This is a genomic window from Thermogemmatispora carboxidivorans (assembly GCF_000702505.1).
Taxonomy (GTDB): Bacteria; Chloroflexota; Ktedonobacteria; order Ktedonobacterales; family Ktedonobacteraceae; genus Thermogemmatispora; species Thermogemmatispora carboxidivorans.
The window spans coordinates 5,294,762-5,318,723 of record NZ_JNIM01000001.1 but is presented as its reverse complement, the minus strand read 5'-3'; the positions used below and the strand labels follow the sequence as shown (position 1 = coordinate 5,318,723).

Below are 23,962 nucleotides of genomic sequence, written 5' to 3'. Positions count from 1 at the left end.
CCAATCACTAGGGGATAGCCTCAATCCGTACGCATCCCTGGCCTGGCATCAGGCGCACGCCCAGACGGCGACTGATCCTCCAGAGCGCCTCGTAGATGGCATCGGCGATATCCGTATCCTGGAGCAGCCCCGTCAGCGTCTGCAGGGTCTCCTGATCCTGGGCGAGCTGCCCGAGCGCCTCCGCCAGGGCCCGGCGCAAGTACTTGTCTTCCTCCTCGCGACAGAGCAGATGCAACAGCTGAGGAACGATCGAACGCTCCCCCAGCTGCCCCAGCGTATGGGCGATGGTGCAGCGCACTGGCAGCTCCACCTCTTCATCGCTCAGCAGCGCCAGCAAATAAGGGCCCACGCTGCGCTCGCCCAAATTGCCCAGCGTACGGGCAATCGCCTCTCGCATCCAGGAGCCGCGCCGCCGATCGGCCAGCAGCGTCAACAATTGCGGCACCACCCAGCGCTCGCTCAAATGGCCCAAAGCCCCAGCGATCGCCTCACGCACTGGCAGCTCAACCTCTTCGTCGGCCAGCAGCTGCAGCAACAAAGGAATGACCGAACGCTCCCCCAGGTAACCCAGCACCACCGCAATAGCATGACGTACCGAACGGTCGATATATTCATTGTCAAGCAGGCCCAAGAGCTGGGGAATCAGGCTACGCTCACCCAGGCGGGCCAAAGCCGCCGCAATCGCATGGCGCAGCGGCAGCGGCAAGCGCTCGTCGGCGAGCAGACGCAACAGCTGGGGAGCGACGGAGCGCTCGCCAAGCCGACCCAGGGCCGCCGCCAGCGTATGGCGCAGCGACAGCGGCAAGCGCTCATCGATCAGCAAGGTCAATAACTGGGGAGCGACAGAGCGCTCGCCGAGCTGACCCAGCGTCGCCGCAATCGCGTCACGCACCGAGGGATCGACCTCTTCATCCGTCAACAGGCAAAGCAGCTGGGGCGCAATTGAACGCTCCCCCAGATAGCCCAGAGCGTGGGCAATGGCATAGCGCACCGAAGGGTCAATCCCCTCATCGGAGAGCAGGCGCAAAAGATGAGGCACAATCGAACGCTCCCCAAGCTGCCCCAGGGCATTCGCAATGGCATAGCGCACCGAAGCATCGAGCTGCTCATCGACCAGGAGATGCATAAGCGGCAGGGCCAGTGAGCGCTCCCCAAGCTGCCCCAGAGCATCGGCAATGGCATCCCGCACCTGAACGTCAACCCCTTCATCAGCTAGCAGGTGCAAGAGACCCATGTTGACCCACTCGCCACCGACCTCCGCCAGCACCTCTGCACTGTTGCGCCGGTCCAGCGGATAAGGTGTCGCCGTCAGTAAGGCAAAGAGGCGGCTGATAACTTCCTGGCGTAGACCACTCTCGCGCATCGTCGGACGCATCGCCAGGCAGCGCCCCGCCAACAGCAGATTCGTATGGAAGAGATCGTCGCTGGAACGCCGCCGCCCACCATTGCCAAGCAGATGCTGAAGCAGCGGACTGATATCGCTGACTCGCCCCGCATAGAGCAGAATCACCTCTTCCCACCAGGGATTACCGCGCCGTTTAATCAGCTCTAAGAGCTTTCCATGCTCCACAGCATAGAGAGCAGTCAAATACTCCTGTAACGTCAAATGAAGAAAGCCATAGCAGCCGCGCGCCTGCTCCTTCAAAAGAGTATGTTGCCCAATGATCTCGCTGAAGATCTCCTGGCTCTGTTCAGGATCGAGACCGATGGTCGGCAAGAAGCGAGCGATTTCCTGCAACAGCTCATCCTCGGGAAAGTAGCGCTGGCCACGCAAGTGGAAATGCCAGGCGATAGCCTCCAGCAACTGCAGCTTGTGCTGAGACAAAAATTGGCTGTGGCGATGAATATCGCGGCTGCTATCCCAACGTGTCAGCAGCGTTTCCACGCAGCGTCGATAGAGTTCAACACGCCGATCTGGTAGATCCAGCTGCTCTTCATAGAGCAGGAGGATCAGCGAGAGCAGCAGGGGATTACCGGCCAGGGCCTGGACGCGGGGACTGCGTTCGAGACGATAGATCAGATCGTTCGCGGCCTCGGGACCCAGCCGAGAGCCGGTCAGTGCCAGCCAGCGCCGGATGAACTGGCGAATATCCTCGGGCCGGAAATCGAGCACCTCCAGCTCGCGGAAGCCCGTCAAGCGGCTGCGCTGATGGTAGCCAGCCTTACGAGCCGTCACCACGATCGGCACCTGGGGATAGCGCGTTGCCAGCTCTACAATCATCATCACGATAGAACGATAGGTTGACTCAGCCTCCTCTTTATGGGCGCCAGTCAGTGTCTCATCGAGAGCGTCGAGTAGTAGAAGTGCGCGCCCTTCCTGTAAGCGCGAATGCATCAACGCCAGCGCAGACGTGCGAGGGATGCGATAGCGCTCCTCCCAAGTCCGGGCAGCAAATTGAATAATATCGATGTTGTGGGACATGGTGGTGGGGCTGGCGGAGACAAAAGTATTCAGCTCGACGAAGATAGGGAGGTCGGGCAGGCCCTCGAGTTGGCCAGAGAGCGAGCGCAAAGCCAGATACTTCAGGAGGGTTGTCTTACCGGCCCCGGGGTCGCCCAGCACCACGCTCCGGCGATAGCGGCGAATAGCCTCATCCGGGTCGAGCGTCGAGGCCACCTGGCTATCGCAATAGCGATGGCCGCTGCGGCAGAGGTCGACGAGATCACCGCTCAACCGGCGTCCGTAGCGCTCCTCATCGAGCTGGTAGCCTGGGCGAGTCTCCTCGTGCAGGCGCACACGGATATAGAGATCGAGCAAGTTGATAGGAAGGTTCATATCAAGAATCTGAAGATGCGTCAAGCGAGGATCAACCCGTAACCCTGCTCGATACTGCTCAAGTGTCTGGCGCAGACAGCGAGCAGAGAGCCGCTGGCGCCAGGCATTGGCCTCCTCCTCGCCCTGAGAGGCGCGCAAGCGTCCCAGGTAGAGATTAACAGCGGCAGGGATAGCTGCGGCCAGCACTGCCCCCACCAGAGAGATGAAAGCCACTACGATGGGCGTATTTTCCCACCAGGCGCCGCCGCTGGGAGAGCCAGCGAGGAGAGCCACCGTCATCAGCCCTGGCGCTGTCCGAGCGCCTATCGACTGCGCGGGCCCGCCGGAGGAGAGCGTGCCTGGAACAGTCATGGACCAGCCGACGAAGAGTGTCTGGGCCAGAACCATCGTCCCCATTGTTGCCAGAAGGCGAAGAGCGCGGGCACACATACCGTCCTCGTTTCTTAGCTTGCGCGCACTGCATGCGAATAGATACTGCCGTGAGCGGAGAGCTGTGAACCTGGAGTAAACCGTTGTCGGTACCAAACACATTGGACATGTCACCACCTTTGTTTCCCCCCAGTGCTGGCGGGCGAAGAGAACAAGGCGGTAGTGCTTATGCGATCAAGCCTCTCTTTCCGCAGAGGAAGAGAGGCAAAGAGAAGAGAAGCAAAGTCGGCCCAGGCCCCAGACAGGAGGCTGTTGCCTGTAACGGCACTCCTCTTCCTGAGAAGCTGTACTACACTGTACCAGCAGGCGCACGCGCAACGCTGCAAGGGGGGTGTCGAAGGAAGGACGACCCTATAACTACCCTGTCTGGAGGCGCTGGGGCACCCTGTACCCCGTGGTCTCTCTGCATCCTAGAAAAGAGAATAGTTGTTAGTTTGTCATCTGTCAAAATAATTCCGCTATATGGAACTATTCACTATTCTTATGGCTCTGCTCTGAAAGAGATATCCCTTTCTAATGTGATCAATAAGAAGAAGATCAGCTACAGAATCATTTAGAAGTGTTGAAAATGGGAAAATGGTGCTGTTCCTGACGCTTTCCAGGAACAGCACCACTGTCAGGCCATGATGGCCGGGCCAGGCGAGCGATAGCCTTCCAGCGCGTGGCGGGTGGGGGGAAGGGATGAATAAGGAAGGTCCTCAGCGGAAGGGGAAGAGCAGCGGACGCATTGGGGCGGAGGAAGGTGGTTGGATCAGCAAAGGAAGCAGCTTGGCCACGCGCGGTGTTCCCCAACCGGTCACGGCGTCCCAGCCGGCCCCAGCGCTATAACCCTGGATAGCGACAGCATTGCCCTGCCCATCCTGGCCGACAAAGGTATTGTCGCCCGAGGTAACATCGTGAAAGGCCTGCGTATAGAGATTCGAGCGTCCGATTGCATAGAGGGCTGGGTTCAGATTGCCCAGGCGATGGCCGGCCAGTTGATCCGCCAGGGCAGCGATTCCGGCCCACTGGGGCGAGCCGGCGCTCGTACCACCAAAGCGGAAGACCAGATCTTCACCCTCGCCCGATGAACTCCAGACCACCAGCACGCCGCTATCGATGCCGGCGTTGAAGGCCACATCCGGCAGGCCGCGGTAGCCGCCGATCTGGGCAACCCCATTCTGGTAATCTGGCCGGGGATAGACGGTGCTGAAGCCCCCACCGCTGGCCGCCTGATACTGTGGCTCATCCCAGGCTTCTTCGCCCTGATAGCTCCCCTGCGTGCCGTTTGCCTCCAGCAGCGTCCCGCCAACTGCCGTCACCAGGGGATCGCTGGCTGGCGAAGAGACACTCAGGAAGTAGGAGTTGCCATCGCAGGTATACTGAGCCGCGCCCTGATCGCCCGAGGCCGCAAAGAGTGTCATACCTTGTGCCACCGCTTTAGAGAACAGCTCATGCTCCTGCTTGAGCAACTGAGGATCGACACAGCTCTCGCCTTCACCAAAGCTCTGCGAGATGATATCGCCCAGATTGTGCTCGACCGCGTAGCGCGTCGCGTTTAGCACATCGATGTCCTGGTTGGACTTAGCCAGCACCAGAGTGATAGCCGCATCTGGGGCGATGGCATGGGCCCATTCGACATCAAGGCTAATCTCTGCAGCCCAGCCGACCTGCGTGCTGTCGAAGGAATTGAAAGGAGGCAGGCCGTCGGGTGCCACGATATTGAAGCTGGGCGGGTCCGGCAAACCGAAGAGCGTGTCGAAGGTATGCAGGTCATGGCGGATTGTCGGACTCTGGTAGGCGTCAATGATCACAATGGTGTGCCCTTTGCCGGTGATCCCCTTGGCCAGCACAGGGGCAACCTCGTAGGCGGCCTGAATCTGCTTCGGCCCAAAGCAGGTCGCCGGATTCGTGGTCTGGCACGGGAAGGTCCGGTCCTTGTTCACCGCGCCAGCGTAGATGTACTCGGGCCGGTTGATCACGTAATGGGGTTTGGCCGCCTGAACGATCTGGTTGGCGTAGAAGTGGATCAGCGTCCCTACCAGTAAGCCACACAGGACGAAGACGGTGGCTACCAGGTGCGGCAGCCAGCGCGTAATGGGGGTTCTCTCCATGAGAATCGTGACCTCCTTGTGAGCTAAACGGGACAATGTGCGCCGCGATCGATACCTTGCGGCACCCATCGATCTTAGTGTAAGAGGATACAACCGCTTTTGAATAGATAAAAACAGTTAAAACATGGTTAAAGGTGATAATGATCTAGTAAATGTTTGAAAGATACAGAGATAGAAATGGATCGGCGAAACATGGTGAGAAGGGGAAGGTGGATGTGTGAGGAAGAGGAACGGAGCAAGGGCGACGAAAGAGAAACTGGGAAGAGAGAGGAGCCGAGCGAGGGTCGAGGTTGCTCCTCCTCTTCCCAGTCTGGTTTGATGGCCAGCCAGGGGCCTGACTGGCCTGTTGTCACCTTACAGAGAGCGAGCGCGTGTCAGATCGCGGCCCGACGTACCGCAGCCGAAAGCCACCAGCAGTGGCAAGAGATGGGCCACGCGCGGCGTGCCCCAACCGGTCACGGGGTCCCAGCCCTTCGCGGCGGAGTAGCCGTTAATGGTCACCGGGTTGCCGTTGGCGTCGGTGCCCGTAAAGGTATTGTTCCCCGTCGTAATGTCGTGGAAAGCCTGCCCGTAGAGCGGCGAATGGCCGATCAGGTAGAAGGCAGGATTGAGGAAGCCTACGCGGTGGTGGCCCAACTGATCGGCCAGGGCTGTAATCCCGGCCCACTGGGGCGAGCCGGCGCTCGTACCGCCGAAGCGGAAGACCAGATCCTGGCCCAGGCCCGACGAACTCCAGACAGCCAGCACGCCGCCGTCGACCGCAGCGTTGTAGGCTACATCGGGCACGCCGCGATAACGGCCAATCCCGGAGGTGCCGATCTGGTAGAACGGCTTCGGATAGATGGTGCTGAAGCCGCCGCCGCTGGCCACCTCGTACTGTGGCTCATTCCAGGCCGTCTCGCTCTGGTAAGCGCCGGTCTGGCCATCGGCGATCAGCTTCGTTCCTCCCACACTCGTCACCAGAGGATCGCTGGCTGGCGAGCTAGCGCTGAGGAAATACGAATTGCCGTCGCACGTCGGCTGAGCCGCTCCCTGGTCGCCTGAAGAAGCGAAGAGCGTGATCCCCTTCAGCGTGGCCTCCCGGAACAGCTCGTGCTCCTGGCGCAGCAGCTTCGGATCGACGCAGCTCTCGCCCTCGCCAAAGCTCTGGGAAATGACGTCACCCAGATTATGGCGAATCGCGTAGCGCGTCGCGCTGAGGATATCCGTATCCTGATTGGACTTGGCCAGCACCAGCACGATCTGGGCGTCGGGAGCAATAGCGTGGGCCCACTCCACATCAAGCGTGATCTCGCCCGCCCAGCTGACCTGGTTCGCATCGTTCGGATCGAAGGGAGTCAATCCATCCGGTGCGATGATGGTGAAAGGTGGGTCGGGCAACCCGAAGATAGAGTCGAAGGTCTGCAGATCGTGGGCGATGGTGGGACTCTGGTAGGCGTCAATAATAACGATCGAGCGTCCTTTTCCTGTAATCCCTTTATTCAGGATCGGAGTAATCTCATATGCTTCGCGAATCTGCTTGGGGCCGTAGCAGTTGGGCGGCGTCGTCGTCTGGCAGCGGAAGGTTGTATCGCTACGAGCAACACCAACATACTCGTACTGCGGGCGCACCACGGCGAAGCCATGTACGCCACGAGCCGTCAGTGCCGCCGCACTCGTTCCTCCGCTCAGACCAAGGCTGAGCGCCAGCATGGCGCAGACCGCCACTGCGGTAATGAGCAGGCGCGAGAGCCGACGGACGAGAGCAGGATCGTTCATCGATGTCTGACCCCCTTTTTTAAAACATAGTGCCTTAAGACAGTAGAGAAAACTCGTGCCTGGTGCGGATAGAGAGGAATAGGAATGGCACCCGCTTATAGTATACATGGTCTTCCAGCTTTTTTTGAAGAGGAACAGGTTGATAGAAGGTAAAGATCTAGCTTAAGAAATCTAAACATATAGCGCTTCTTTGCTTGCTCGCTTGCTTAAGCGCGGGATCATCTCTAGCGGCAGATCGGCGCCCCATCGCGCTTCACTCTTGCTGTAAAGTCGCTGCCGAAGTAAATGGCCCGCCACTACGGTGACTGCGTCACCTTCCCGCCAGGCCGCTCGTATACTGAAAAAGAAGGGGAAAAGAAGAGGAGCATCACCCAGATGAGGAAGGAAGGAAGGAAGGAGAGATTGTTATGACCGGCTCATTGGAAAAGCCATCGCTGGGAGAGTCGCGGCCTGGTGAGGAAGGTGCCGGCGAGTCGGAGCTGCGCCACCTCCCTGCTGGCGGAGAGGAAGAGGTGCCCACGGAGAAGAGAGAGAAGGTGGAGGAAGAGATTCCTGCCCGAACGGTCTCAGCTGTCGCTGAGGGTGGTGGTGACGGGCGACAAGAGCAAGCGCTGGTTGTGCCAGCGCCGGGCGCTATGGTGGCTGATCACCGTGAAGACACCCTCCCATTAGAGCGTCCTGGTCAGGGCAGCGCAGGGTCGCAGGCGGCTTTCTACAGCGCACCAACGCTGCCGGTGCTACCGCCCGAGCCATCCCCGCGTGCTCCGCGCGTTCGAAGCAGGCCCTGGCCAGGACTGTCTCAGAGAGCCACTCACAGAAGAGCGGCTGATCCCCCTTTCAAGAAGCTCTGGATAGGGACCCTGATCGCCTCTTTGCTACTGCTGCTGGTGAGTATCAGCCTCCTGGTCTATCTTGTAGGGGTCTTGGCGGCGCGTGAGGGTCTGACTCCGGCCTCGCTTCTGTCGGCCACTGCCAGTGGCAAACTGGCAGGAGTCCAGCGCGGGCAGGACGATGCGGCTATCGAGCTTGCCCTCTTCCCACAGAGTTTTAGCCCAGCCAACTGCCTTCCCGATAACGGTTATCGCTGTACAGCCACGCTTATGGCTAGCGGGCCGGCGGGCAATGTACGCTGGCAAGCCTGGTCCCAGGGCGTTGCCGCCCGCTTTAATCCCGCCAGTAGCAGCATTGAGCCAGGACAACAGCAGCAGGTGATTATCTATCTCCCCGCGACCTGTCCGATCTCGGGAAAACTCATCTTCTCCTGGAATAATCGGCAGCTGAGCGTACCCTGGCGCTGCTGAAACGCCGCCGGGGGAGGCTGCCATGCGGTTATAGTCTCTGTCTGGTATGAGGGCTGCGCGGCCCCACTGTGTTTCATCCATCCCGTCCCAGCCTGGCCTGAGTCTGGCAGGCTCCAGGCCAGACCAGGTCAATCGCTCGGCTCAGCGGGGAAGATCGGGGCGCGACTTACGCAGCCGGAGCCAGCCCTTCTCCTTGGGCAGCTCTTCCTGACTGTTCTGGCCCTGTGGCTTTAGCCCCATCTGCTCCAGAAACCGAATGCCCGTTTCGCTCCACGTGACGCCAGCTGCCAGCTCAATGACCTGATCGCTGCGCACGGGCACCGGGCGATAGCCCGGTGGTGGCTCTGTGGCCTGTGGCCCGCGGCGCGAGGTCGGCCATTGCGGATACTTCGGCGCGACGGTCGGTACTTGTGACGGCTTTACCTTTTCCAGCTCCATCTCTGTTAACCACCTTCCTTCTCTGTGCTCGCAGTCTCAAAAAGCGTAGCAGCGTAGAAAAGATGTGTTGAGCGGAGTGCGCTCTCTACGCTGGAGAACAGTCCTCGCCACGGTTGAAAACCTGTATAAGGAAGAGGAGACAGGTCATCCAGCTAGATGATAGCGCAAAGCTGGCGCCTCGTCCATAGCGTTGTCGCGCTCTGTTGCCCTGGTTATTGGGAGTGTGCCGCCCTGAGTGGCGAAGGAAGCGGGCTGCGGGCTTGCTTAGGGAGGACCTTTCTGCTATGCTGCCGGGTGGGGATGGGGAGACGATGTCTCGCCGGGTGAAGACGAGGCCCAGGTCGGCCTTTCCGTTTTGGCCAGCCGCGAAAAGAAAGAGTGAATAGCAAGTCATCTGAAAAGCGCGCTTACTGCCATGCCTGGGGAGACCAGATCACCTGAAACAAGAGAAGGGGAGAGCATAGGCATGATCAACCTGCAGGACCCTGCTCTCAGGGAGCAACTACGGCGCAGGAACCCGGAAGGCCGCTATCTGATCAGTGAGGCCGAGCTGGTGCTAGCGATCCGTGCCTGTGATGCGCAGGGAGACAGCGAGCGTGTCCGGCTCCTCTCTGAGGCGCTGGTCGAACGCTGTGGGCCAGAATTTCAGCGGCGCACTCAAGGCTTACGCCATCGGCCCGATCTGCGCGAGGAAGCCATTGCCAATATGGTCGAGCATCTCCTGCGCGAGGCCCTTGACTCACAGGAGGTGTTCATGACTCAGAATTTCCCCCATTATTTGCGCTGTCTCTGTGCAGACGAGTTCACGCGCGTCCTCCGTCAGGAGGGGCTGCACTACCGGCGCGACAGCGAGGGACGCCCTGCGGGACAGCCGCAGCACATCCCTCGTTCTCTGATCGAATCGCTCCAGGCCAGTCCCTCCGAGGAAGAAGGATCGCCCGGCGCCGACGTGGCCGATCCCCAGGATGCCTATGAGCGCCTGCATGCCCTTGAAGAGAGCAGGCGTATTCTAGCCTATCTCTCGGACCCGCTCGATCGCAAGATTGTGGTGCTGCGCGTCTTCCAGGGTTTGAAGTGGGACGATATCGCGCAGCTTTGTCAGCGGACCGAGCGCACGGTGCGCCTGCGCTATGAGAAGGCCCGGACCTACCTGCGTGCCTGCCTCGATCGCGAGCGAGAGGAATTGGAAGCAGCGCTGATGCAGCTGACGCATCAGCGACGACCAGCGCAGCATGTGCCCACGGTTCACGGGCAGAACCAGCAAAGGTGAGGAGGCGTCAATCATGGCAAGCATCGATCGCCAGACAATCCAGCAGCTGAAGATGGCCTGGCTGGCCGCCGAGGAACGCGGCGATAAGCAGGCTCAAATCGCACTCTTGCGCGCGCATCCCGAGGCCCAGGGGGATCTCATCGACTTCATCGCAGCCTACCACGCGACGGCGCTGGCGCAAGAACATGACACGCTCGCCTCGCCTGAAGAGATCCAGCTGCTCCCCCTGACGGAGCGAGCCTGTCAGCGTGCGCTGGCCCGCGTCTTCGGCCTCAATCAGAGCAGCGAGGCCAGGGCTCAGGACAGGCCCGAAGCCTCAACCGCCTTGCTGGCTTCCGTTAGAACCCTGCGTGAACTGCGCCAGCGACGTCGGCTAAGCCTGACCGAAGCGGCGCGCGGTTTGCGCCTGGGCGTCGACGTCTGGAAAAAGTTTGAGGATGGCCTGATCGATCTGCTGAGCCTTAGCGCTCGCCAACTTGAACGGCTGGCGAACTTCTTCGACATCAGCCCGCACGAGTTCGGCGAGCTGCTGCGCAACAGTCAGCCAACCCTCGCCCTCAACCGCCGGCAGACAGGCGAGGCAGCTCGGCGACAACGCCAGGAAGCGCCAGCCAGGCAGAGCCTGGCTGAGGCCATTGCCCGCAGCGATATGAGCGAGCAAGAGAAGCGCAGCTGGTTAGAGGAGTAAGCGCGCCGCCTGGCTCGCCGCCCATCCTCTTGCTTCCTGGTTGGGGCTGGCTCGTCACCCAGCTCCCTGGCACAACGAGCAGTCTGGCCGTGGCGGAGGCAGGCGTAGCGCGTAGCCGAGGTAGCGGGCCCTCGTGACGCGGCTGAGGCTCCAGATGAGGCCGCCGTCGGCAATGTCGCGGGGGAGAAAGCGGCCTATCTCGACAGGGTGCAGACCAGAGGCGGTGAGCAGGAAAGCCAGCTCACGCGGACGAATGAGGCCCCGCGGTCGGCCAGCCTTCTTCTGTTCGAGCACCAGTGGCCGGCGCCTTCCCGGCCAGCCCAACAGCAAGCGCACTGGCCAGCTGTCATTGAGGGCCTCAAAGACCAGCAGGCCGCCTGGAGCCAGCACACGCGCCATTTCGGCAATGGCCGCCCGTAAGTCTTTGACCTGCTCCAGGGCCTGCAAGCAGACGACCATCGAGAAGGAGCCGGTGGCGAAAGGGAGAGCCTCAGCCTGCCCACGCAGATAGGCGATCAAATGGCCCAGGCCGCTCTGGCGGGCATGGCGCTCTGCCTGCTCCAGAACCGACGGCGAATCGTCAAGCCCCACGATGATGGCCCCGCGTCGCGCCAGCTCCTCGCAGAGCTGACCCTGGCCACAGCCCACGACCAGGATCTCCTCTTGCCCCAGGACTGGCCCCCCATAGAAGCGCGCCGCTGCCGCCTCTATATAGGCGCTGCGCGCCACCGTCAGCTGTAACTGCCACCGAAAAGGGTGAGCACTGGAAAAAAACCTCTTCTGCCAGCGTTTTACGAGAAACATACCAGCCTTCTCCCTCAAGAGACTATAGGGCATGCTCATCGATTATATAGTAATAGGAATGGTCGCTTTTCGTCGGGGAGTTGTACAGAAAAGGGAGTATCCTTACAACGGGTGCGAACAGAGCCGGGAAAGATGGTATAATAGGGCGACTGATTACGCGATTGGTGGAGAGAGGAACCTGTTCCTATGGCTATGTTTGAAAGTCTCTCAAAGCGCCTTGAAGGAATCTTCAGCGGGCTGAGTGGCAAGGGAAAGCTGACCGAGGCTGACGTCAATGAAGCCATGCGTGAAGTGCGCATGGCCCTGCTTGATGCGGATGTCAACCTCCGGGTAGTGCGCCAGTTTGTCGAGCGCGTGCGGGCCAAAGCCATTGGTGCAGAGGTCTTGGGGAGCTTCTCGCCGGCTCAGCAAGTGCTGCAGATCGTGCATGACGAACTCATCGAGATGCTGGGTGGCGAAGGAAGTCAGAATCGGCTTGACCTGGGAGGTCCACCACCCAATGTCATCATGCTGGTCGGGCTACAAGGCTCAGGTAAGACCACGACGGCGGCAAAGCTGGCCAACTATTTGCGCAGGGAAGGCCAGCGTCCGCTGCTCGTGGCTGCCGACATGTATCGGCCAGCGGCTGTGCGCCAGCTGCAGACCCTGGGCAAGCAGCTCTCAATTCCTGTCTATGCCGAGCCGATGGGAGCCAACCCGGTCGACATCTGCGTCCATGCCGTCGACTACGCCCGCGAGCAGGCTGCCTCTGTCGTTATTCTGGATACTGCCGGGCGTCTCAACATCGATGAGCAGATGATGCAGGAGGTCATTGCCATTCGCCGCCGGGTGCAGCCGCGCGAGGTCCTGCTTGTGGCCGACGCCATGACTGGTCAGGAGGCGGTACGTGTGGCCAGCGACTTCAACCAGGCGGTAGCGCTGACGGGAATGATCCTGACCAAGATGGATGGCGATGCCCGTGGTGGCGCGGCTCTCTCGATTCGGGCGGTCACGGGGGTGCCCATTAAGTTCCTGGGCGTCGGTGAAAAGACGGATGCCCTGGAACCGTTTTACCCCGACCGTTTGGCCTCGCGTATACTGGGAATGGGCGACGTCCTGACGCTCATCGAGCGAGCGCAGGAGGCCATTGATCAACAAGAGGCGCTCCAGACCCAGGCCCGCTTGCAGCAGGGACAGTTTGACCTGGAGGACTTCCTCAAGGCGATGCGCCAGCTCAAGCGCATGGGACCCCTGCGCTCCATTCTGGAGATGTTGCCCGGCTTCAACAAGCTGGCCGCTTTGCCCGAGATGGATGAGGCCCTGGAGGGTGATCCTTTGAAGCATGTCGAGGCGATCATCCTCTCGATGACGCCCGAGGAGCGACGCAATCCCGATAGTATTAATGGCAGCCGACGCCGACGCATCGCACGCGGCAGCGGTACCAGCGTGCAGGAGGTCAATCAGCTCCTCGCTCAGTTCAATGAGACACGTGCCATGCTACGCCAGCTCTCCAGCGGCAAAGGTCCCTGGGCTCGCTTGATGCGCCAGTACGCCAGCGATGGCGGCGGCCTGGCGGCTGGCCTGCCCGGTATGCCGGCTGCTCCGAGCCTGCCTCAGCTGAACAGCGGGGAGCCTAAGAAGACCGGCAAGGCTGCCCGTAAGGAACGGAAAAAGCAAAAGGCCAAGCAGAAAAAGAGGAGGTAATCCCTATGCCGGCCAGACCTCAGCCCCGCGCTCGCCCACCCGCGCCTGGCGCGCTGCTCTTGCTGAGCTTGATGCTGCTCCTGCTGCTCATGAGCGCCTGCGGCGGCGATTCCCAGGCCCGCCAGCAGGCCAGCCAGAGCAAAGATCAGCTCGATCAGTTGTTGCACTACGCTCTCTCTATCGGTGTACCCGCCACTCTATTGCAACCGATTCAAAAGCAGGAGGCGACTCTCAGCAGCAGTTCCCCTCCGTTCTCTCCGTTCGACGATCGGCCAGTCACAGCCTATTATACTCATCTGACCAGCCAATACAAGCATTTGCACGATCAAACTCAACAAGTTATTAATACTACTACTGAACAATTTCAGACGCGGGCCCAGCAGGATATGCAGAATTTCCAGGATGCCCTGACGGCGCGCCGTGTCGATGGTTTTGGCAATCTTCAATTTTTTACGCAGCAATATCAGCATGATCAGGATCTGATGGCCACAGCGCGCTATCCCCGAGATTATGCTGCGATCAGTAAGGAGGCTCAGACCCATACCCAGGCTTTAAATCTGATGAAGACGACACATGATCGGCTGGTGGCCTTGCAGAATACGATCAAGCAGCTACAGAAGGCGAACATAGATGTCACGGCCATGCAGGCCCAATATCAAGACGACCTGCAGACCTTCAACCAGGCCAGGAAGCCCAGCGAATTCCAGTATCTACAGAGCCTGATCAATGCCCAGTACGAGCTGGCGGTGGTCAATTCTATTCAGGCTGTTCCTTACGTTGGCAGCGTCAAGCTCAACACCTTTAAGGCCCAGATCGACGATCTCAAGAAATATGGCATCGATGCCAGCAGCTATCAGCAGCGCTACAATGTCGACAAAGCGGCGATGGAGCGGGCCACAACGCTAGAGCAATATCTGGCCGTCTCGCGCCAGATCGATGCCGATATGGCCGCCATGTATCCCGACCTTGTACGCGGCGAGGCTCACTGGTTGGTGAACGAGATCGACCGCCAGGCCCGTAGCTGGGGCAAGGCCCATCTCTATCATGATAAATTTGACGGCAACAACTACATTCTCGATGCCGGCTACACCCTTGACGGTATTGGCTACTGGCTCAATCGTGAGCTGAGCTGGACCTACACCACCGAGGACTATCAGGCGGTCGTTGATGAGGAGCAGAATCTGCTCTTCAATCTCCACATGATGGAGCAGAACTACAACGACCACACGCCCTACAACAAGGTTCACCAGACCGATCTACAGATCCTCGACCACTACCGCCTGCGCGGCTCCCAGGTGCTGATGGTCTCCTTCACCGAGCAGGCCATGCGCATCTACGATCATGGCAAGCTGGTGAATGCCTTCCTGGTCACCACGGGTCGAGTCGAGCGTCCGGCTCTGCCGGGGGTCTGGCCGACGCAGAGCCGTGAATCGCCGACCGAGTTTAAGTCGAGCGATCCCCCAGGCTCGCCCTACTACTATCCCCCCACGCACATCAACTATGCCATTCTCTATCACTGGGGCGGCTTCTTCGTCCACGATGCCTGGTGGCGCGCCGATTTTGGCCCTGGGACCCAGTTCCCTCATTATGACAGTGGCGGCGACGAGAGCTTTGCTGGCAACGGCAGCCACGGCTGTGTCAACGTCCAGGAAAGCCAGATGGCCTGGCTCTATGCTCACACCGACTGGAACACCGTCATCGTGATCTACTAGTTGCCTGACCAAGCAAGCAAGAAGAGAGGGACCGCATGCGGGCGCTGCTCTGTTTGAGAGGGCAGCGCCCGTTTCTGGAGGAGAGCAAGAAGAGCCTGGCCTGGTAAGCTGGGAGGAGGAGGGGATCTTTGAGTTGAGGGGTGTGCCTCAAGCGACATCTTCGCCTTCGCTATCCTCCGCCAGCTGATGGGGAGCAGGCAACGGCGGCAGCAGATCGGCGCGCACCTGTGGCAGACGCTGGTAGAGGTCCGTTCCGCTCAGGGGACGGTGCCAACTATGGGCCGCGCGCAGGTCCTGCAGAAAATCGCTTTGGAGGTCAACGCCCAAAGCCTGCCAGAAGAGACTGATGGCTCGTCGGGCGAAGGCCAGGGCATTGCGCGGCTCAATGCGATCCAGATCCTCAAAGAAAAAGGCGCAGCTGGTAAAACTGCATAGCAAGGAGTACTCGGCCTCCAGGAGGAGCAGGACGCGCCGACGCTTCTCAGCGAGGGCGGCTTTCCCCACCTGGCCAAGGGGCCGGGCGAACTCCTCCCAGAAGCTTTCGGGTGAGCGCCAGCCATTGCGCAAAGCCAGGTAGCCATTGCGGGCCGCCCAGGGATCGCGTAGTACCTCTGCCGCGGAGCGCTCGAAGAGCTGATCGCCGCGAGCTGCCAGGCGATTCAGGGCCTGGCGCAAGGCCCCTTTCCAGTCGCTGCGCCCTTCTGTGCAGGCGCAGCCCCAGGCCCAGCGATCGACCCCATGAAAGCAGCTCCAGGACGTTGGTGTACGCAGCGTCACCTCGCGTCGGGGAGGGTGCAGAAGCAGGTAGCGCTCCAGGGTAGACAACTGGAAACCAGCGGCCTCGGCGCTATAGCGCACCAGGCGCGTCAAAAACTTATCGCGCCAGATCCAATGGTGGCCATACAGCTCGCCGTCCGTGGCGATCAAAATCAGCTGCGGCTCATGCCGCTCCAGCTTTTCTGGTACCAGATGAGCGGATAAAATCGTCGAGGCAAAGTGATCGGCGTTCACCGTCGCATTGCCGTCGAAGGAGACCGCGCCAGAGAGCGGGGAGTGGTAGAAGAAGACCGTCATGCTGCGACCCCCTGGCAGGCGCACCAGATAGGGTTCTGTCACATCTACCGGGGTAGCGGCCTGCCAGGGAGCCAGCACTGTGAAGGTGATGCCGCAACGAGCCAGGAGATCGAGCGTCTCCATATCCACTGCCGTCTCGGGCAGCCACATCCCTGCCGCCTCGCGCCCGTAGCGCTGGTGAAAATCCTCCAGGCCCCAGACGATCTGGGTATACTTATCGCGGCTATTGGCCAGGGGGAGGATCACATGATGGTAGGGATGAGCCAGGGCATTGCCACTGCCGTAGCGGGCGCGGTGCTGCCGGTCGGCCTCGATGATTGTCTGATGGACAGTGGGATGATGGTCGGCCAACCAGGAGGCCAGCGTTGGCCCCAGGTCATAACTGATCAGCTCGAAATTGCCGGCCTCAGCATTGGGGCGGTAGCACTCCGCCGTAATCTTCTCATTAAAATTGGCAAAGGGAGCGGCTTCGGCCTCGGCAGGAATAGCGCCAGTGAAAGGGTCCTCACGCGGGGGCTGGTAGAAGTGCCCGTGGAGGCAGAGAAAGAGAGGCGCAGCGCCGGGGCTTGCAGCCTCGCTCACCGCTTGCTGTTCAAGCATAGACCAATGAACCTTCTCATCTGCTCACAGAGTTAGCTGCTGCGCAACCACCTCTGCCTCTACCAGCGGTGCTTCTCCCACCCCTGCGCACAGCATAACCAACCCGTGGCATATAAGATATACGCAGGCCGAGGGAAGCGCGTTCCACTCATGGCGTCACGGTAGCCAGAGGGAGAGCTGTCGCAGCAGCTGAGCTGAGCTGAGCTGAGCTGAGCTGAGCTGAGCTGAGCTGACCTCGGCCTGGCTCTGGTCGTCGCGCCCGTCCTGGCTGGGAGCGCCGAGCCGGTGGTTCTCGCGCCCGGTTCAGGCCGAGCGCGACTGCGTACTCATCAAGAACTCCTCATAAGCCTGACGGAGCTTCGGGTAACGCAGCAGGAAGACGCCGGCGTACTCCTGCGTCAGCGGACGAGGCTGGCGGATCAGGCGCATATTGACCTCTTTGAGGAGGCGATTGCCCTTCTTGCTATTGCAGGCCTTGCAGGAAGTCACCAGGTTCTCCCAGGTGCTCTTACCGCCACGCGAGCGCGGGATGACATGGTCGAGCGTCAGCTCGCGGGTCCGCTTGCCGCAGTACTGACAGGTTTCCTCGTCGCGCAGGAAGATATTCGCGCGTGTGGGCTGGAGGGCGACGCGCGGAACACGGACGTTGGCGAGCAACTGTACGATCACGGGCCGCTCGTGGTCGAGGCGGCGGGCCTGAATATTCTCCTCAATGGCCTTGCGAACCTCGTCGTCCAGGAAAGTCACCTTTTTCTTTGACAGCAGGACGACCAGACGACGCTCTGAGATGACCGAGAGAGGCTGAAAGGAAGAGTTCAGAACTAAGACAGGCATGAATGGCTTTCCTTCCTCTCTGTCAGAGCTGAACCACCGGGCAGACAGCGAGGAGAAAGCCGAACCGAACCGAACCGAGACTAGAGGGAGAGAGAGGCCGGGGCCTCACCTCTCGTCAGCTTCTCATCGCCGCCTGCGTTGCTCACCGATTGGCCAGGGAGACGGGCGTTGACCTTGCACGATCAGGCAGGGGTTGGACAGACCACCGATCCGAGCGCCTGGGGACTGAAGAAGCACCAGGGGAGCCGCAGGCGGGCAGCTAAGAGGTGGGTAGCAGAGAGAGCCAGAAGGCAAGGCTCTGTCCACCAGACTCTCTGCTGTCTTCAAGCGGCGTTCCACCGTAGTTGCAAGCTCCCTGCTCTAGCGGATCGGACCGGTAGCCGGGCCTGACCTGACCTCAGCCGACCGTTGAGCTAGCCGGCTGTTGGGCCGGCCAGGTAACAAACCAACGAGAGATGAGCTCCAGGAAGAGAAAGTGCCAACTTGGTCGGGGTGAGAGGACTCGAACCTCCGACCTCAGCGTCCCGAACGCTGCGCGCTAGCCACTGCGCTACACCCCGCTAAACCGACTCGTGCAAGTTCTTCGCCGGTCTCGCTCGTTTGCCCTGCTCGGTTATTCCCTTCTGTACAATCGATGAGGCGAAACGAACATTCTACGAACGACGTCACCAGCGTGAGCTGGTGGAGAGGCAGAGCTGAGACGTAGCCTCCAGGTCGCTGCGACTGTGGCTCTTGACGAGCGGCCTGCAGGCGCGCGCGTTCTCGCATGCCTCTTGTCGTTGCATAGTATAGCACAGGCAGTCTTGGCTTGGCAATAGGGTAGGCGAAGGAAGAGGGCGAGATTGCTGAGCTGTTAGCCGGGTGCTGCCTCGCTGGCTGAGCCGCTGGCTGTCTCTGACGTGCTCTCGCCTGGGGGAGGAGCCTGGACCGCTGTTTCCGGCGGTGTGGGCTGGGCGTGGATCTCGGCCTCCTCTATCACGCTGCCATCGGGCCGCTCGTAGATGGTTCCCCTGAGCGAGGAGTAGCCGATGGTGAAGCCGCTGGGCACGTGGCGCAGCCGCTCCCAATAGACCGGAAAATTGGAGCGACGGATGAACTCCTCGATCTGGCGGCGCACATCGTTCTCATCGATGGCATAAAACTGCTGAAGATAGAGGGCGGAGTCGCCCCGGTTGTACTCAAAGAGCCAGAGGCTCTTCTTAATGAGCTTCCCTTCTTCTTCCATCATCTAGCTCCTTGCTGTTCACTGTCTACTCCCCTTGCTGTGGAGTCCTCTCAGACACATCACAGCTCTCCCTCTATAGTAGCCGTTTTTCGCACGTCTTTGAAGATAGGATTGATATCATGCCAATAGAATGATCGGTCAGTCTCTGCGTCCTGTTCTGGGGCTTTCCTGCCTGGTCTTCATCCTCGGCAAACGTGGCGAACCGGCAGCGGCATCCCGCCGGCCACAGAGCGAGGTTGACGCTCTCCCGCCGGAAGTGCTAGAATATATCCTAGTGAGCAGGTCGGATTAAGAGTAACCTGCGTAGGAGCGATGAAAGCGAGGAATCAGCATTCCCCACGGGGCGAGAAAGGAGCGGGCCATGATTCTGAGAGTCTCCACAAAAGGCGAGTATGGCGTACGCCTCATGGTTGATCTGGCTCGCCACTACTACAGCTCGCGCCCGCGGTCATTGACCGACATTGCCCAGGCCGAGCAGTTGTCTCTGGCGTATCTGGAGCAGCTGGTGAAGCTGCTGCGTGAGTCTGAGCCGCCGCTGGTGGTCAGCACACGCGGGGCACATGGTGGTTATCGGTTGAGCCGCCCGCCGGAGGAGATCACGATGGGGGAGATTGTGCGGGTCCTGGAGGGGCCGATCGCGCCCATGATCTGCGCGACGGAGGGAGAGATGACGCAGATTTGCAGTCTGCTCGACTCCTGCAAGACGAAGTTCCTCTGGGCCAGGGTGCGCGATGCTGTCGCCCAGACGCTGGATTCGATCACTCTCGCCGATCTGGTGGGCGCCTCCGAGCAGGAGGCGCAGAACGCTCCAACGCACTTTATCTCCATCTCGGATATCCGTGTGGCTCCGTCATCGGCTATGTGAGCTGAGTTGAGCTGAGCCGGGTGGGGCCCGTGAGCCGGGGATGGGTCGGTGGGGCCTGCCTGCCGGTGGGGCGAGGGTTGGCGAGGGCTGAGGTGGCAGAAGATGACCGCGAAGAGAGCTGAGGACTCGGCTCGATTCGAGGGCCGCGCCAGACTGCCCCGGATGCAGTGACATAGACAGGCAGACAGACAGACAGGCTGATGAGCGAACAGCTCCCTGCTCAGCGCAGTGCAGCACCCAGGCAGCCAGTCTGTCATCTTCTAACCAGCTCGCTCCGGTCCTTGCCTATGCAATCTGGCAGAGGCCGTGCAGCGATGGCTATCAGGCTGAGGTAGTCTCGTCGTATCTCAAGCTCTTCCAAGGAGGATGGTTTTCGCTAATGGCTTCAGAATTGGTCATTAAGAATCTTCACGCCAGCATCGAGGGCAAGCCCATTTTGCGTGGCGTCGATCTGGTGGTGCGGCAGGGCGAGGTCCATGCCCTGATGGGTCCTAATGGCTCCGGCAAGAGTACGCTCGCCAACGTCATTATGGGCAACCCCAAGTACGAGGTCACCGACGGCGAAATCTGGTTTAAGGGGGAGAATATTCTCGAGTATTCGCCGGATCGTCGTGCTCGGATGGGCCTCTTCCTGGCGTTCCAATATCCGATGGCGATCCCCGGGGTGAGTGTGGCCAACTTCCTGCGCCGCGCTCTGGAGGCAGTGCGCGAAGGCCCCAGGCCCGTCGGCGAGGAGACCCCTGGCGGCAGACCGGCCCCGCGCAAGACGATCCCCCCCTCTGAGTTCCGCAATCTGCTGCGCGAGAAGATGAAGCTGCTGAAGGTCGATAATAGCTTCATCAATCGCTCGATCAATGATGGTTTCTCCGGCGGCGAGAAGAAGCGCGCAGAGATCCTGCAGATGGCTCTGCTGGAGCCGGAGATCGCTATGATGGATGAGACCGACTCGGGCCTCGATATCGATGCCCTTAAGATCGTCTCCGATAGCGTCAATGCCCTCCGCGGCCCTAAGCTGGGCTTGCTGGTGATTACCCACTATCAGCGCATCCTCAATTACATTGTGCCTGATTTCGTACATGTGATGTTCGACGGTCGTGTTGTGCGCTCCGGCGGCAAGGAGCTGGCCCTGGAGCTGGAGGAGAAGGGCTACGAGTGGCTCCGTCCCGAGGGGAGCGAGGTGGGCGTCAATGACTGAGACTCTGGCGACAACCGGCTTTTCTCGTGAGGCGGTCATTGCGCTCTCGCGCCGCAAGGGTGAGCCTGAGTGGATGCTGCAGAAGCGGCTGGAGGCCTGGGAGATCTACGAGCAGACGCCAGCTCCTCTGGGACGACGCGGCGATCTGGGGACACTGCAGCGGCTGGCGCGCTTCCATTTCCAGGAGCTGCATCCCTATCTGCCTGCCGATGGCGATGGAGCGCTACCGCCTTCCATCGAGGAGGGGCTGCGCGATGCTCTGGTCGGCGCTGCTGAGCGCTCGGGCCTGGTGCTGCAGCGCAATAGCTCGGTGGTGCGCGTCGAGCTGTCCGAGGAGCTGAAGAGCCGCGGGGTGATTCTGACCGATCTTGATACGGCGGTGCGCGAGCACGGCGATCTGGTGCAGCGCTACTTTATGACCCAGGCTGTGCCGCTGGCCACCGATAAGTATACGGCCCTCCATGCGGCCTTCTGGAGCGGGGGCGTCTTCCTCTATATTCCCAGCGGCGTGGAGATCGAAGCGCCAATCCTGGCTCAGATCTGGCTCGATTCGCCGTCAGCAGCGGCTTTTGCCCATACCTTGATTATCGCCGATGAGCTGAGCAGCGCTCGCTATGTGGAGGAGTATGCTTCTACCTTCGAGGGCGAGCAGCCTTCTCTGCTGAGCGCGGTGGTCGAGGTCTTTACCAGGAATGGGGCACGCATCGAGTTCACCAGCCTCCAGGACCTGGGCCGCAACGTCTGGAGCGTGATGCATAAGAATTCGATCCATGAGGCCGACAGTAGCGTCTCATGGGTGATGGCCGATCTGGGTAGCCGCCTGACGTTCTCTAATATTGGCTCGAATCTGATCGGCAATGGCAGCGCCGCCGAGCTGGTGGGCGTCTTCTTCAGCGACCAGGATCAGCGCTTTGTGATTAAGAGCCTCTCGAATCATGTGGGTCTCTCGACCAATGCTGAGACCCTGGTGCATGGGGCGCTGACCGATGAGTCGCGGGTGGAGTTCGATGGGATGATCCGCGTGCAGCCGGGGGCTCAGCAGACGGCTTCCTTTTTGTCGGAGCATAATCTGCTGCTGAGCAAGCATTGCCGCGCGGAGGCCATTCCTGGTCTGGAGATCGGGGCCAACGAGGTGAGCGCGAGCCACGGCGCAACGACCGGCCAGGTCGATGAGGAGCAGCTCTTCTACTTGATGGCTCGTGGCCTTCCCAAGGATGAGGCCGAGCGCATTATCGTCCAGGGCTTCTTTGAGCCGGTCCTGCAGCGTATTACGCTCGATAGCCTGCGCACGCGCCTGCGCCGCAATATTGTGCGCCGCATGCGGGGCGGCCACGAGTCAGAGGCCGACTGGATCGAGGCTCAGGAGCGCTGGGAGATCGAGGGCGTTGATGAGAGCGCGGTGAGCTTCGATCGCCCTTCGGAAGAGGAGGAGATCCGTCTGCTGCCAGAGTAGGCGCGGGCAGAGGCTCCCGCTGCCCCGTCTGGCCAGGGATGGAGGATGCGAGCTTTGCTCGCGGCTCCTCCTCTCTTTCTTTCTTTCTTTCTTTCTTTCTTTGCTTTCTGATTGGCTTTTGGCTGCTGTTGCGCTCGCCTGGCGGGCAAAGAAGAGGACTGGGGGGTGCTCTTCCTCCTCCCTGCCTGTCTGCCTGCCGTGGGCCGCACGGGAGATGCGGCCCGCCAACGAGCTGGCGAGCCCATTGTAGAGAGAAAGAGATCAGGGAATACCATGCAGGACGTTGTTGAGGTGCGCCGCGAGCCACGCAGTGTGGAGGAGATCCGAGGCGATTTCCCGATTCTGTCGCGGCAGGTTCATGGCAAGCCGCTGGTGTATCTGGATAGCGCGGCCAGTTCGCAGAAGCCGCTGGCGGTCATTGAGGCCATGAATGCCTACTATCGCAGCTCTCATGCCAATGTGCACCGCGGTGTCTACGAGATTAGCGAGGAGGCGACGGCGGCCCTGGAGCGCGCGCGGACGAAGGTGGCGCGCTTTATCAACGCGCGCCAGAGCAGGCAGGTCATTTTTACGCGCAATACGACCGAGAGCATTAATCTGGTGGCCTATAGCTGGGGGTGGGCGAACATTAGGGCCGGCGATCTGATTGTGCTGACAACGATGGAGCATCACAGCAATCTGGTCCCCTGGCAGCTACTGGCCCAGCGTAGCGGGGCGCGGCTGGAGTTTGTCCCGGTGTCACCCGAGGGCTTGCTGCAGCTGGATGTCTATGCCCGGCTGCTGGAGCAGGGGCCGAAGCTGGTGGCTTTTACTCAAATGTCCAATGTCCTGGGGACGATTAATCCTGTGAAGGAGATGATCGCTCAGGCCCACGCTGCTGGGGCTGTGGTCCTGGTGGATGCCGCCCAGAGTGCTCCTCATTTGCCGCTGGATGTCCAGGAGCTGGATGCTGATTTTGTTTGTTTTAGCGGCCATAAGATGCTGGGCCCAACCGGGATTGGGGTGCTCTACGGCAAGCGCGAGCTCTTGGAGGCCATGCCGCCTTTCCTGGGGGGTGGCGATATGATCCGCAGTGTCAGCCTGCGCTCCTCGACCTGGAACGATCTGCCCTGGAAGTTTGAGGCGGGTACGCCGGCCATTGCCGAGGCCGTTGGTCTGGGGGCGGCTGTCGATTATTTGAGCGCGCTCGGCATGGAGTGGGTTCGCCAGCATGAGCGAGCGATTACGGCCTACGCGCTGGAGCGGTTGCAGACGGTTCCTCAGTTGCGAATCTATGGGCCAGCCTCGGGGGAGCAGCGCGGCGGGGTGGTCTCTTTTTCGCTGGCCGATATCCATCCCCACGATCTGGCGTCGATCCTCGATCAGGAGTTCGGCGTGGCTATTCGCGCTGGCCATCACTGCGCACAGCCTCTCATGGAGCATCTGGGCCTGGTGGCAACCGCCCGCGCCAGCTTCTATGTCTATACGCTGCCGGAAGAGATCGATGTGCTGGTCCAGGGACTGCGGCGGGCGCTGGAGATTTTTCAGCTCTAGGTCTATACTATAATAATCCTGTGCCTGGCCGCTTTACGCTGCCTGCCTGCCTGTTTCTTTGCTTGCTTGCTTACAAGATTGCCGCCGCTCACTGGCTGGCCGCGCCTGTGCCGGGCCGTGATGCACAGGAACTGGGCGAGGCGAGATAGACCAGGGTAGGTGGGGGATGAGGGGGGTGCGGCAGGGGTTGTTTGTCAGTCTATCTTGTCTTGCCGCCTGGTCGATTCCTTA

17 protein-coding genes and 1 tRNA gene are annotated in these 23,962 nt (G+C 60.5%); 9 read left to right on the top strand and 9 right to left on the bottom strand.

Going from position 1 to position 23,962, the window contains the following annotated elements:
• Positions 1-7: 7 nt before the first annotated feature.
• The 3 genes from N688_RS20970 to N688_RS20960 all read right to left on the bottom strand — a co-directional run bounded on the left by N688_RS20970 (position 8) and on the right by N688_RS20960 (position 7,056).
• A complete protein-coding gene (locus N688_RS20970; RefSeq protein WP_052891102.1) occupies positions 8-3,205 on the bottom strand; it encodes a HEAT repeat domain-containing protein in 3,198 nt (1,065 codons plus the stop codon).
• Between the two features lie 698 nt (positions 3,206-3,903).
• Positions 3,904-5,298 carry a S53 family peptidase gene (locus N688_RS20965; protein WP_052891101.1) on the bottom strand — a complete coding sequence of 465 codons (1,395 nt, stop codon included), beginning with the start codon at positions 5,296-5,298 and terminating at the stop codon, positions 3,904-3,906.
• A gap of 354 nt (positions 5,299-5,652) precedes the next feature.
• Entirely contained in the window at positions 5,653-7,056 is a 1,404-nt protein-coding gene (locus N688_RS20960) for a S53 family peptidase (protein WP_052891100.1), read from the bottom strand.
• 407 nt (positions 7,057-7,463) lie between these two features.
• Between N688_RS20960 and N688_RS20955 the strand changes: the two genes are divergently transcribed.
• A complete protein-coding gene (locus tag N688_RS20955; protein WP_052891099.1) occupies positions 7,464-8,357 on the top strand; it encodes a hypothetical protein in 894 nt (297 codons plus the stop codon).
• Positions 8,358-8,498: 141 nt separating this feature from the next.
• On the opposite strand, the gene N688_RS20950 is transcribed toward N688_RS20955, so the two are convergent.
• Positions 8,499-8,795 (bottom strand): hypothetical protein, encoded by a 297-nt coding sequence (locus N688_RS20950; protein ID WP_052891098.1) that lies wholly within the window; start codon positions 8,793-8,795, stop codon positions 8,499-8,501.
• A gap of 466 nt (positions 8,796-9,261) precedes the next feature.
• On the opposite strand from N688_RS20950, the gene N688_RS20945 reads away from it, so the two are divergent.
• Both N688_RS20945 and N688_RS20940 read left to right on the top strand, forming a co-directional pair.
• On the top strand, positions 9,262-10,065 hold the full coding sequence (locus N688_RS20945; RefSeq protein WP_052891097.1) for an RNA polymerase sigma factor: 804 nt from the start codon (positions 9,262-9,264) through the stop codon (positions 10,063-10,065).
• Between the two features lie 13 nt (positions 10,066-10,078).
• Positions 10,079-10,753 carry a helix-turn-helix domain-containing protein gene (locus N688_RS20940; RefSeq protein ID WP_052891096.1) on the top strand — a complete coding sequence of 225 codons (675 nt, stop codon included), beginning with the start codon at positions 10,079-10,081 and terminating at the stop codon, positions 10,751-10,753.
• A gap of 54 nt (positions 10,754-10,807) precedes the next feature.
• Here N688_RS20940 and N688_RS20935 read toward each other — a convergent pair whose 3' ends face one another.
• Positions 10,808-11,557 carry a class I SAM-dependent methyltransferase gene (locus tag N688_RS20935; RefSeq protein ID WP_052891095.1) on the bottom strand — a complete coding sequence of 250 codons (750 nt, stop codon included), beginning with the start codon at positions 11,555-11,557 and terminating at the stop codon, positions 10,808-10,810.
• Between the two features lie 192 nt (positions 11,558-11,749).
• Here N688_RS20935 and ffh point away from each other — a divergent pair, with 192 nt between their 5' ends.
• Both ffh and N688_RS20925 read left to right on the top strand, forming a co-directional pair.
• Positions 11,750-13,240 carry a signal recognition particle protein gene (gene ffh, locus N688_RS20930; RefSeq protein ID WP_052891577.1) on the top strand — a complete coding sequence of 497 codons (1,491 nt, stop codon included), beginning with the start codon at positions 11,750-11,752 and terminating at the stop codon, positions 13,238-13,240.
• Positions 13,241-13,245: 5 nt separating this feature from the next.
• Positions 13,246-14,952, top strand: a complete 1,707-nt coding sequence (locus N688_RS20925; protein WP_052891094.1) for a L,D-transpeptidase — start codon at positions 13,246-13,248, stop codon at positions 14,950-14,952.
• A 147-nt stretch (positions 14,953-15,099) separates the two neighbouring features.
• Here N688_RS20925 and N688_RS20920 read toward each other — a convergent pair whose 3' ends face one another.
• The 4 genes from N688_RS20920 to N688_RS20905 all read right to left on the bottom strand — a co-directional run bounded on the left by N688_RS20920 (position 15,100) and on the right by N688_RS20905 (position 18,688).
• Complete coding sequence (locus tag N688_RS20920) at positions 15,100-16,626, bottom strand: DUF3536 domain-containing protein (protein WP_052891093.1); 1,527 nt, start codon at positions 16,624-16,626, stop codon at positions 15,100-15,102.
• 303 nt (positions 16,627-16,929) lie between these two features.
• The gene (locus N688_RS20915) at positions 16,930-17,460 is read right to left on the bottom strand and encodes an HNH endonuclease (protein ID WP_052891092.1); all 531 of its coding nucleotides are present in this window, start codon (positions 17,458-17,460) and stop codon (positions 16,930-16,932) included.
• Between the two features lie 484 nt (positions 17,461-17,944).
• Positions 17,945-18,020, bottom strand: a tRNA-Pro gene (locus N688_RS20910).
• A 293-nt stretch (positions 18,021-18,313) separates the two neighbouring features.
• The gene (locus N688_RS20905; RefSeq protein ID WP_156025585.1) at positions 18,314-18,688 is read right to left on the bottom strand and encodes a hypothetical protein; all 375 of its coding nucleotides are present in this window, start codon (positions 18,686-18,688) and stop codon (positions 18,314-18,316) included.
• A 358-nt stretch (positions 18,689-19,046) separates the two neighbouring features.
• Between N688_RS20905 and N688_RS20900 the strand changes: the two genes are divergently transcribed.
• The 4 genes from N688_RS20900 to N688_RS20885 all read left to right on the top strand — a co-directional run bounded on the left by N688_RS20900 (position 19,047) and on the right by N688_RS20885 (position 23,731).
• The gene (locus tag N688_RS20900) at positions 19,047-19,550 is read left to right on the top strand and encodes an RrF2 family transcriptional regulator (RefSeq protein ID WP_052891090.1); all 504 of its coding nucleotides are present in this window, start codon (positions 19,047-19,049) and stop codon (positions 19,548-19,550) included.
• Positions 19,551-19,929: 379 nt separating this feature from the next.
• Positions 19,930-20,745 carry a Fe-S cluster assembly ATPase SufC gene (gene sufC, locus N688_RS20895; RefSeq protein WP_052891089.1) on the top strand — a complete coding sequence of 272 codons (816 nt, stop codon included), beginning with the start codon at positions 19,930-19,932 and terminating at the stop codon, positions 20,743-20,745.
• The gene (gene sufD / locus N688_RS20890; protein WP_052891088.1) at positions 20,738-22,198 is read left to right on the top strand and encodes a Fe-S cluster assembly protein SufD; all 1,461 of its coding nucleotides are present in this window, start codon (positions 20,738-20,740) and stop codon (positions 22,196-22,198) included. Before sufC ends, sufD begins: the two co-directional genes overlap by 8 nt.
• A gap of 273 nt (positions 22,199-22,471) precedes the next feature.
• Positions 22,472-23,731, top strand: a complete 1,260-nt coding sequence (locus N688_RS20885) for a cysteine desulfurase (protein WP_052891087.1) — start codon at positions 22,472-22,474, stop codon at positions 23,729-23,731.
• Positions 23,732-23,962: the final 231 nt, after the last annotated feature.

Bases quoted from the DNA above. Each gene is read 5' to 3' on its own strand.
- N688_RS20905 (WP_156025585.1), bottom strand. From the start codon at position 18,688: ATGATGGAAGAAGAAGGGAAGCTCATTAAGAAGAGCCTCTGGCTCTTT.
- N688_RS20965 (WP_052891101.1), bottom strand. From the start codon at position 5,298: ATGGAGAGAACCCCCATTACGCGCTGGCTGCCGCACCTGGTAGCCACC.
- N688_RS20970 (WP_052891102.1), bottom strand. From the start codon at position 3,205: ATGTGTGCCCGCGCTCTTCGCCTTCTGGCAACAATGGGGACGATGGTT.
- N688_RS20950 (WP_052891098.1), bottom strand. From the start codon at position 8,795: ATGGAGCTGGAAAAGGTAAAGCCGTCACAAGTACCGACCGTCGCGCCG.
- N688_RS20940 (WP_052891096.1), top strand. From the start codon at position 10,079: ATGGCAAGCATCGATCGCCAGACAATCCAGCAGCTGAAGATGGCCTGG.
- ffh (WP_052891577.1), top strand. From the start codon at position 11,750: ATGTTTGAAAGTCTCTCAAAGCGCCTTGAAGGAATCTTCAGCGGGCTG.
- N688_RS20960 (WP_052891100.1), bottom strand. From the start codon at position 7,056: ATGAACGATCCTGCTCTCGTCCGTCGGCTCTCGCGCCTGCTCATTACC.
- N688_RS20885 (WP_052891087.1), top strand. From the start codon at position 22,472: ATGCAGGACGTTGTTGAGGTGCGCCGCGAGCCACGCAGTGTGGAGGAG.
- N688_RS20920 (WP_052891093.1), bottom strand. From the start codon at position 16,626: ATGCTTGAACAGCAAGCGGTGAGCGAGGCTGCAAGCCCCGGCGCTGCG.
- sufD (WP_052891088.1), top strand. From the start codon at position 20,738: ATGACTGAGACTCTGGCGACAACCGGCTTTTCTCGTGAGGCGGTCATT.
- N688_RS20900 (WP_052891090.1), top strand. From the start codon at position 19,047: ATGATTCTGAGAGTCTCCACAAAAGGCGAGTATGGCGTACGCCTCATG.
- N688_RS20945 (WP_052891097.1), top strand. From the start codon at position 9,262: ATGATCAACCTGCAGGACCCTGCTCTCAGGGAGCAACTACGGCGCAGG.
- N688_RS20925 (WP_052891094.1), top strand. From the start codon at position 13,246: ATGCCGGCCAGACCTCAGCCCCGCGCTCGCCCACCCGCGCCTGGCGCG.
- N688_RS20935 (WP_052891095.1), bottom strand. From the start codon at position 11,557: ATGTTTCTCGTAAAACGCTGGCAGAAGAGGTTTTTTTCCAGTGCTCAC.
- N688_RS20955 (WP_052891099.1), top strand. From the start codon at position 7,464: ATGACCGGCTCATTGGAAAAGCCATCGCTGGGAGAGTCGCGGCCTGGT.
- N688_RS20915 (WP_052891092.1), bottom strand. From the start codon at position 17,460: ATGCCTGTCTTAGTTCTGAACTCTTCCTTTCAGCCTCTCTCGGTCATC.
- sufC (WP_052891089.1), top strand. From the start codon at position 19,930: ATGGCTTCAGAATTGGTCATTAAGAATCTTCACGCCAGCATCGAGGGC.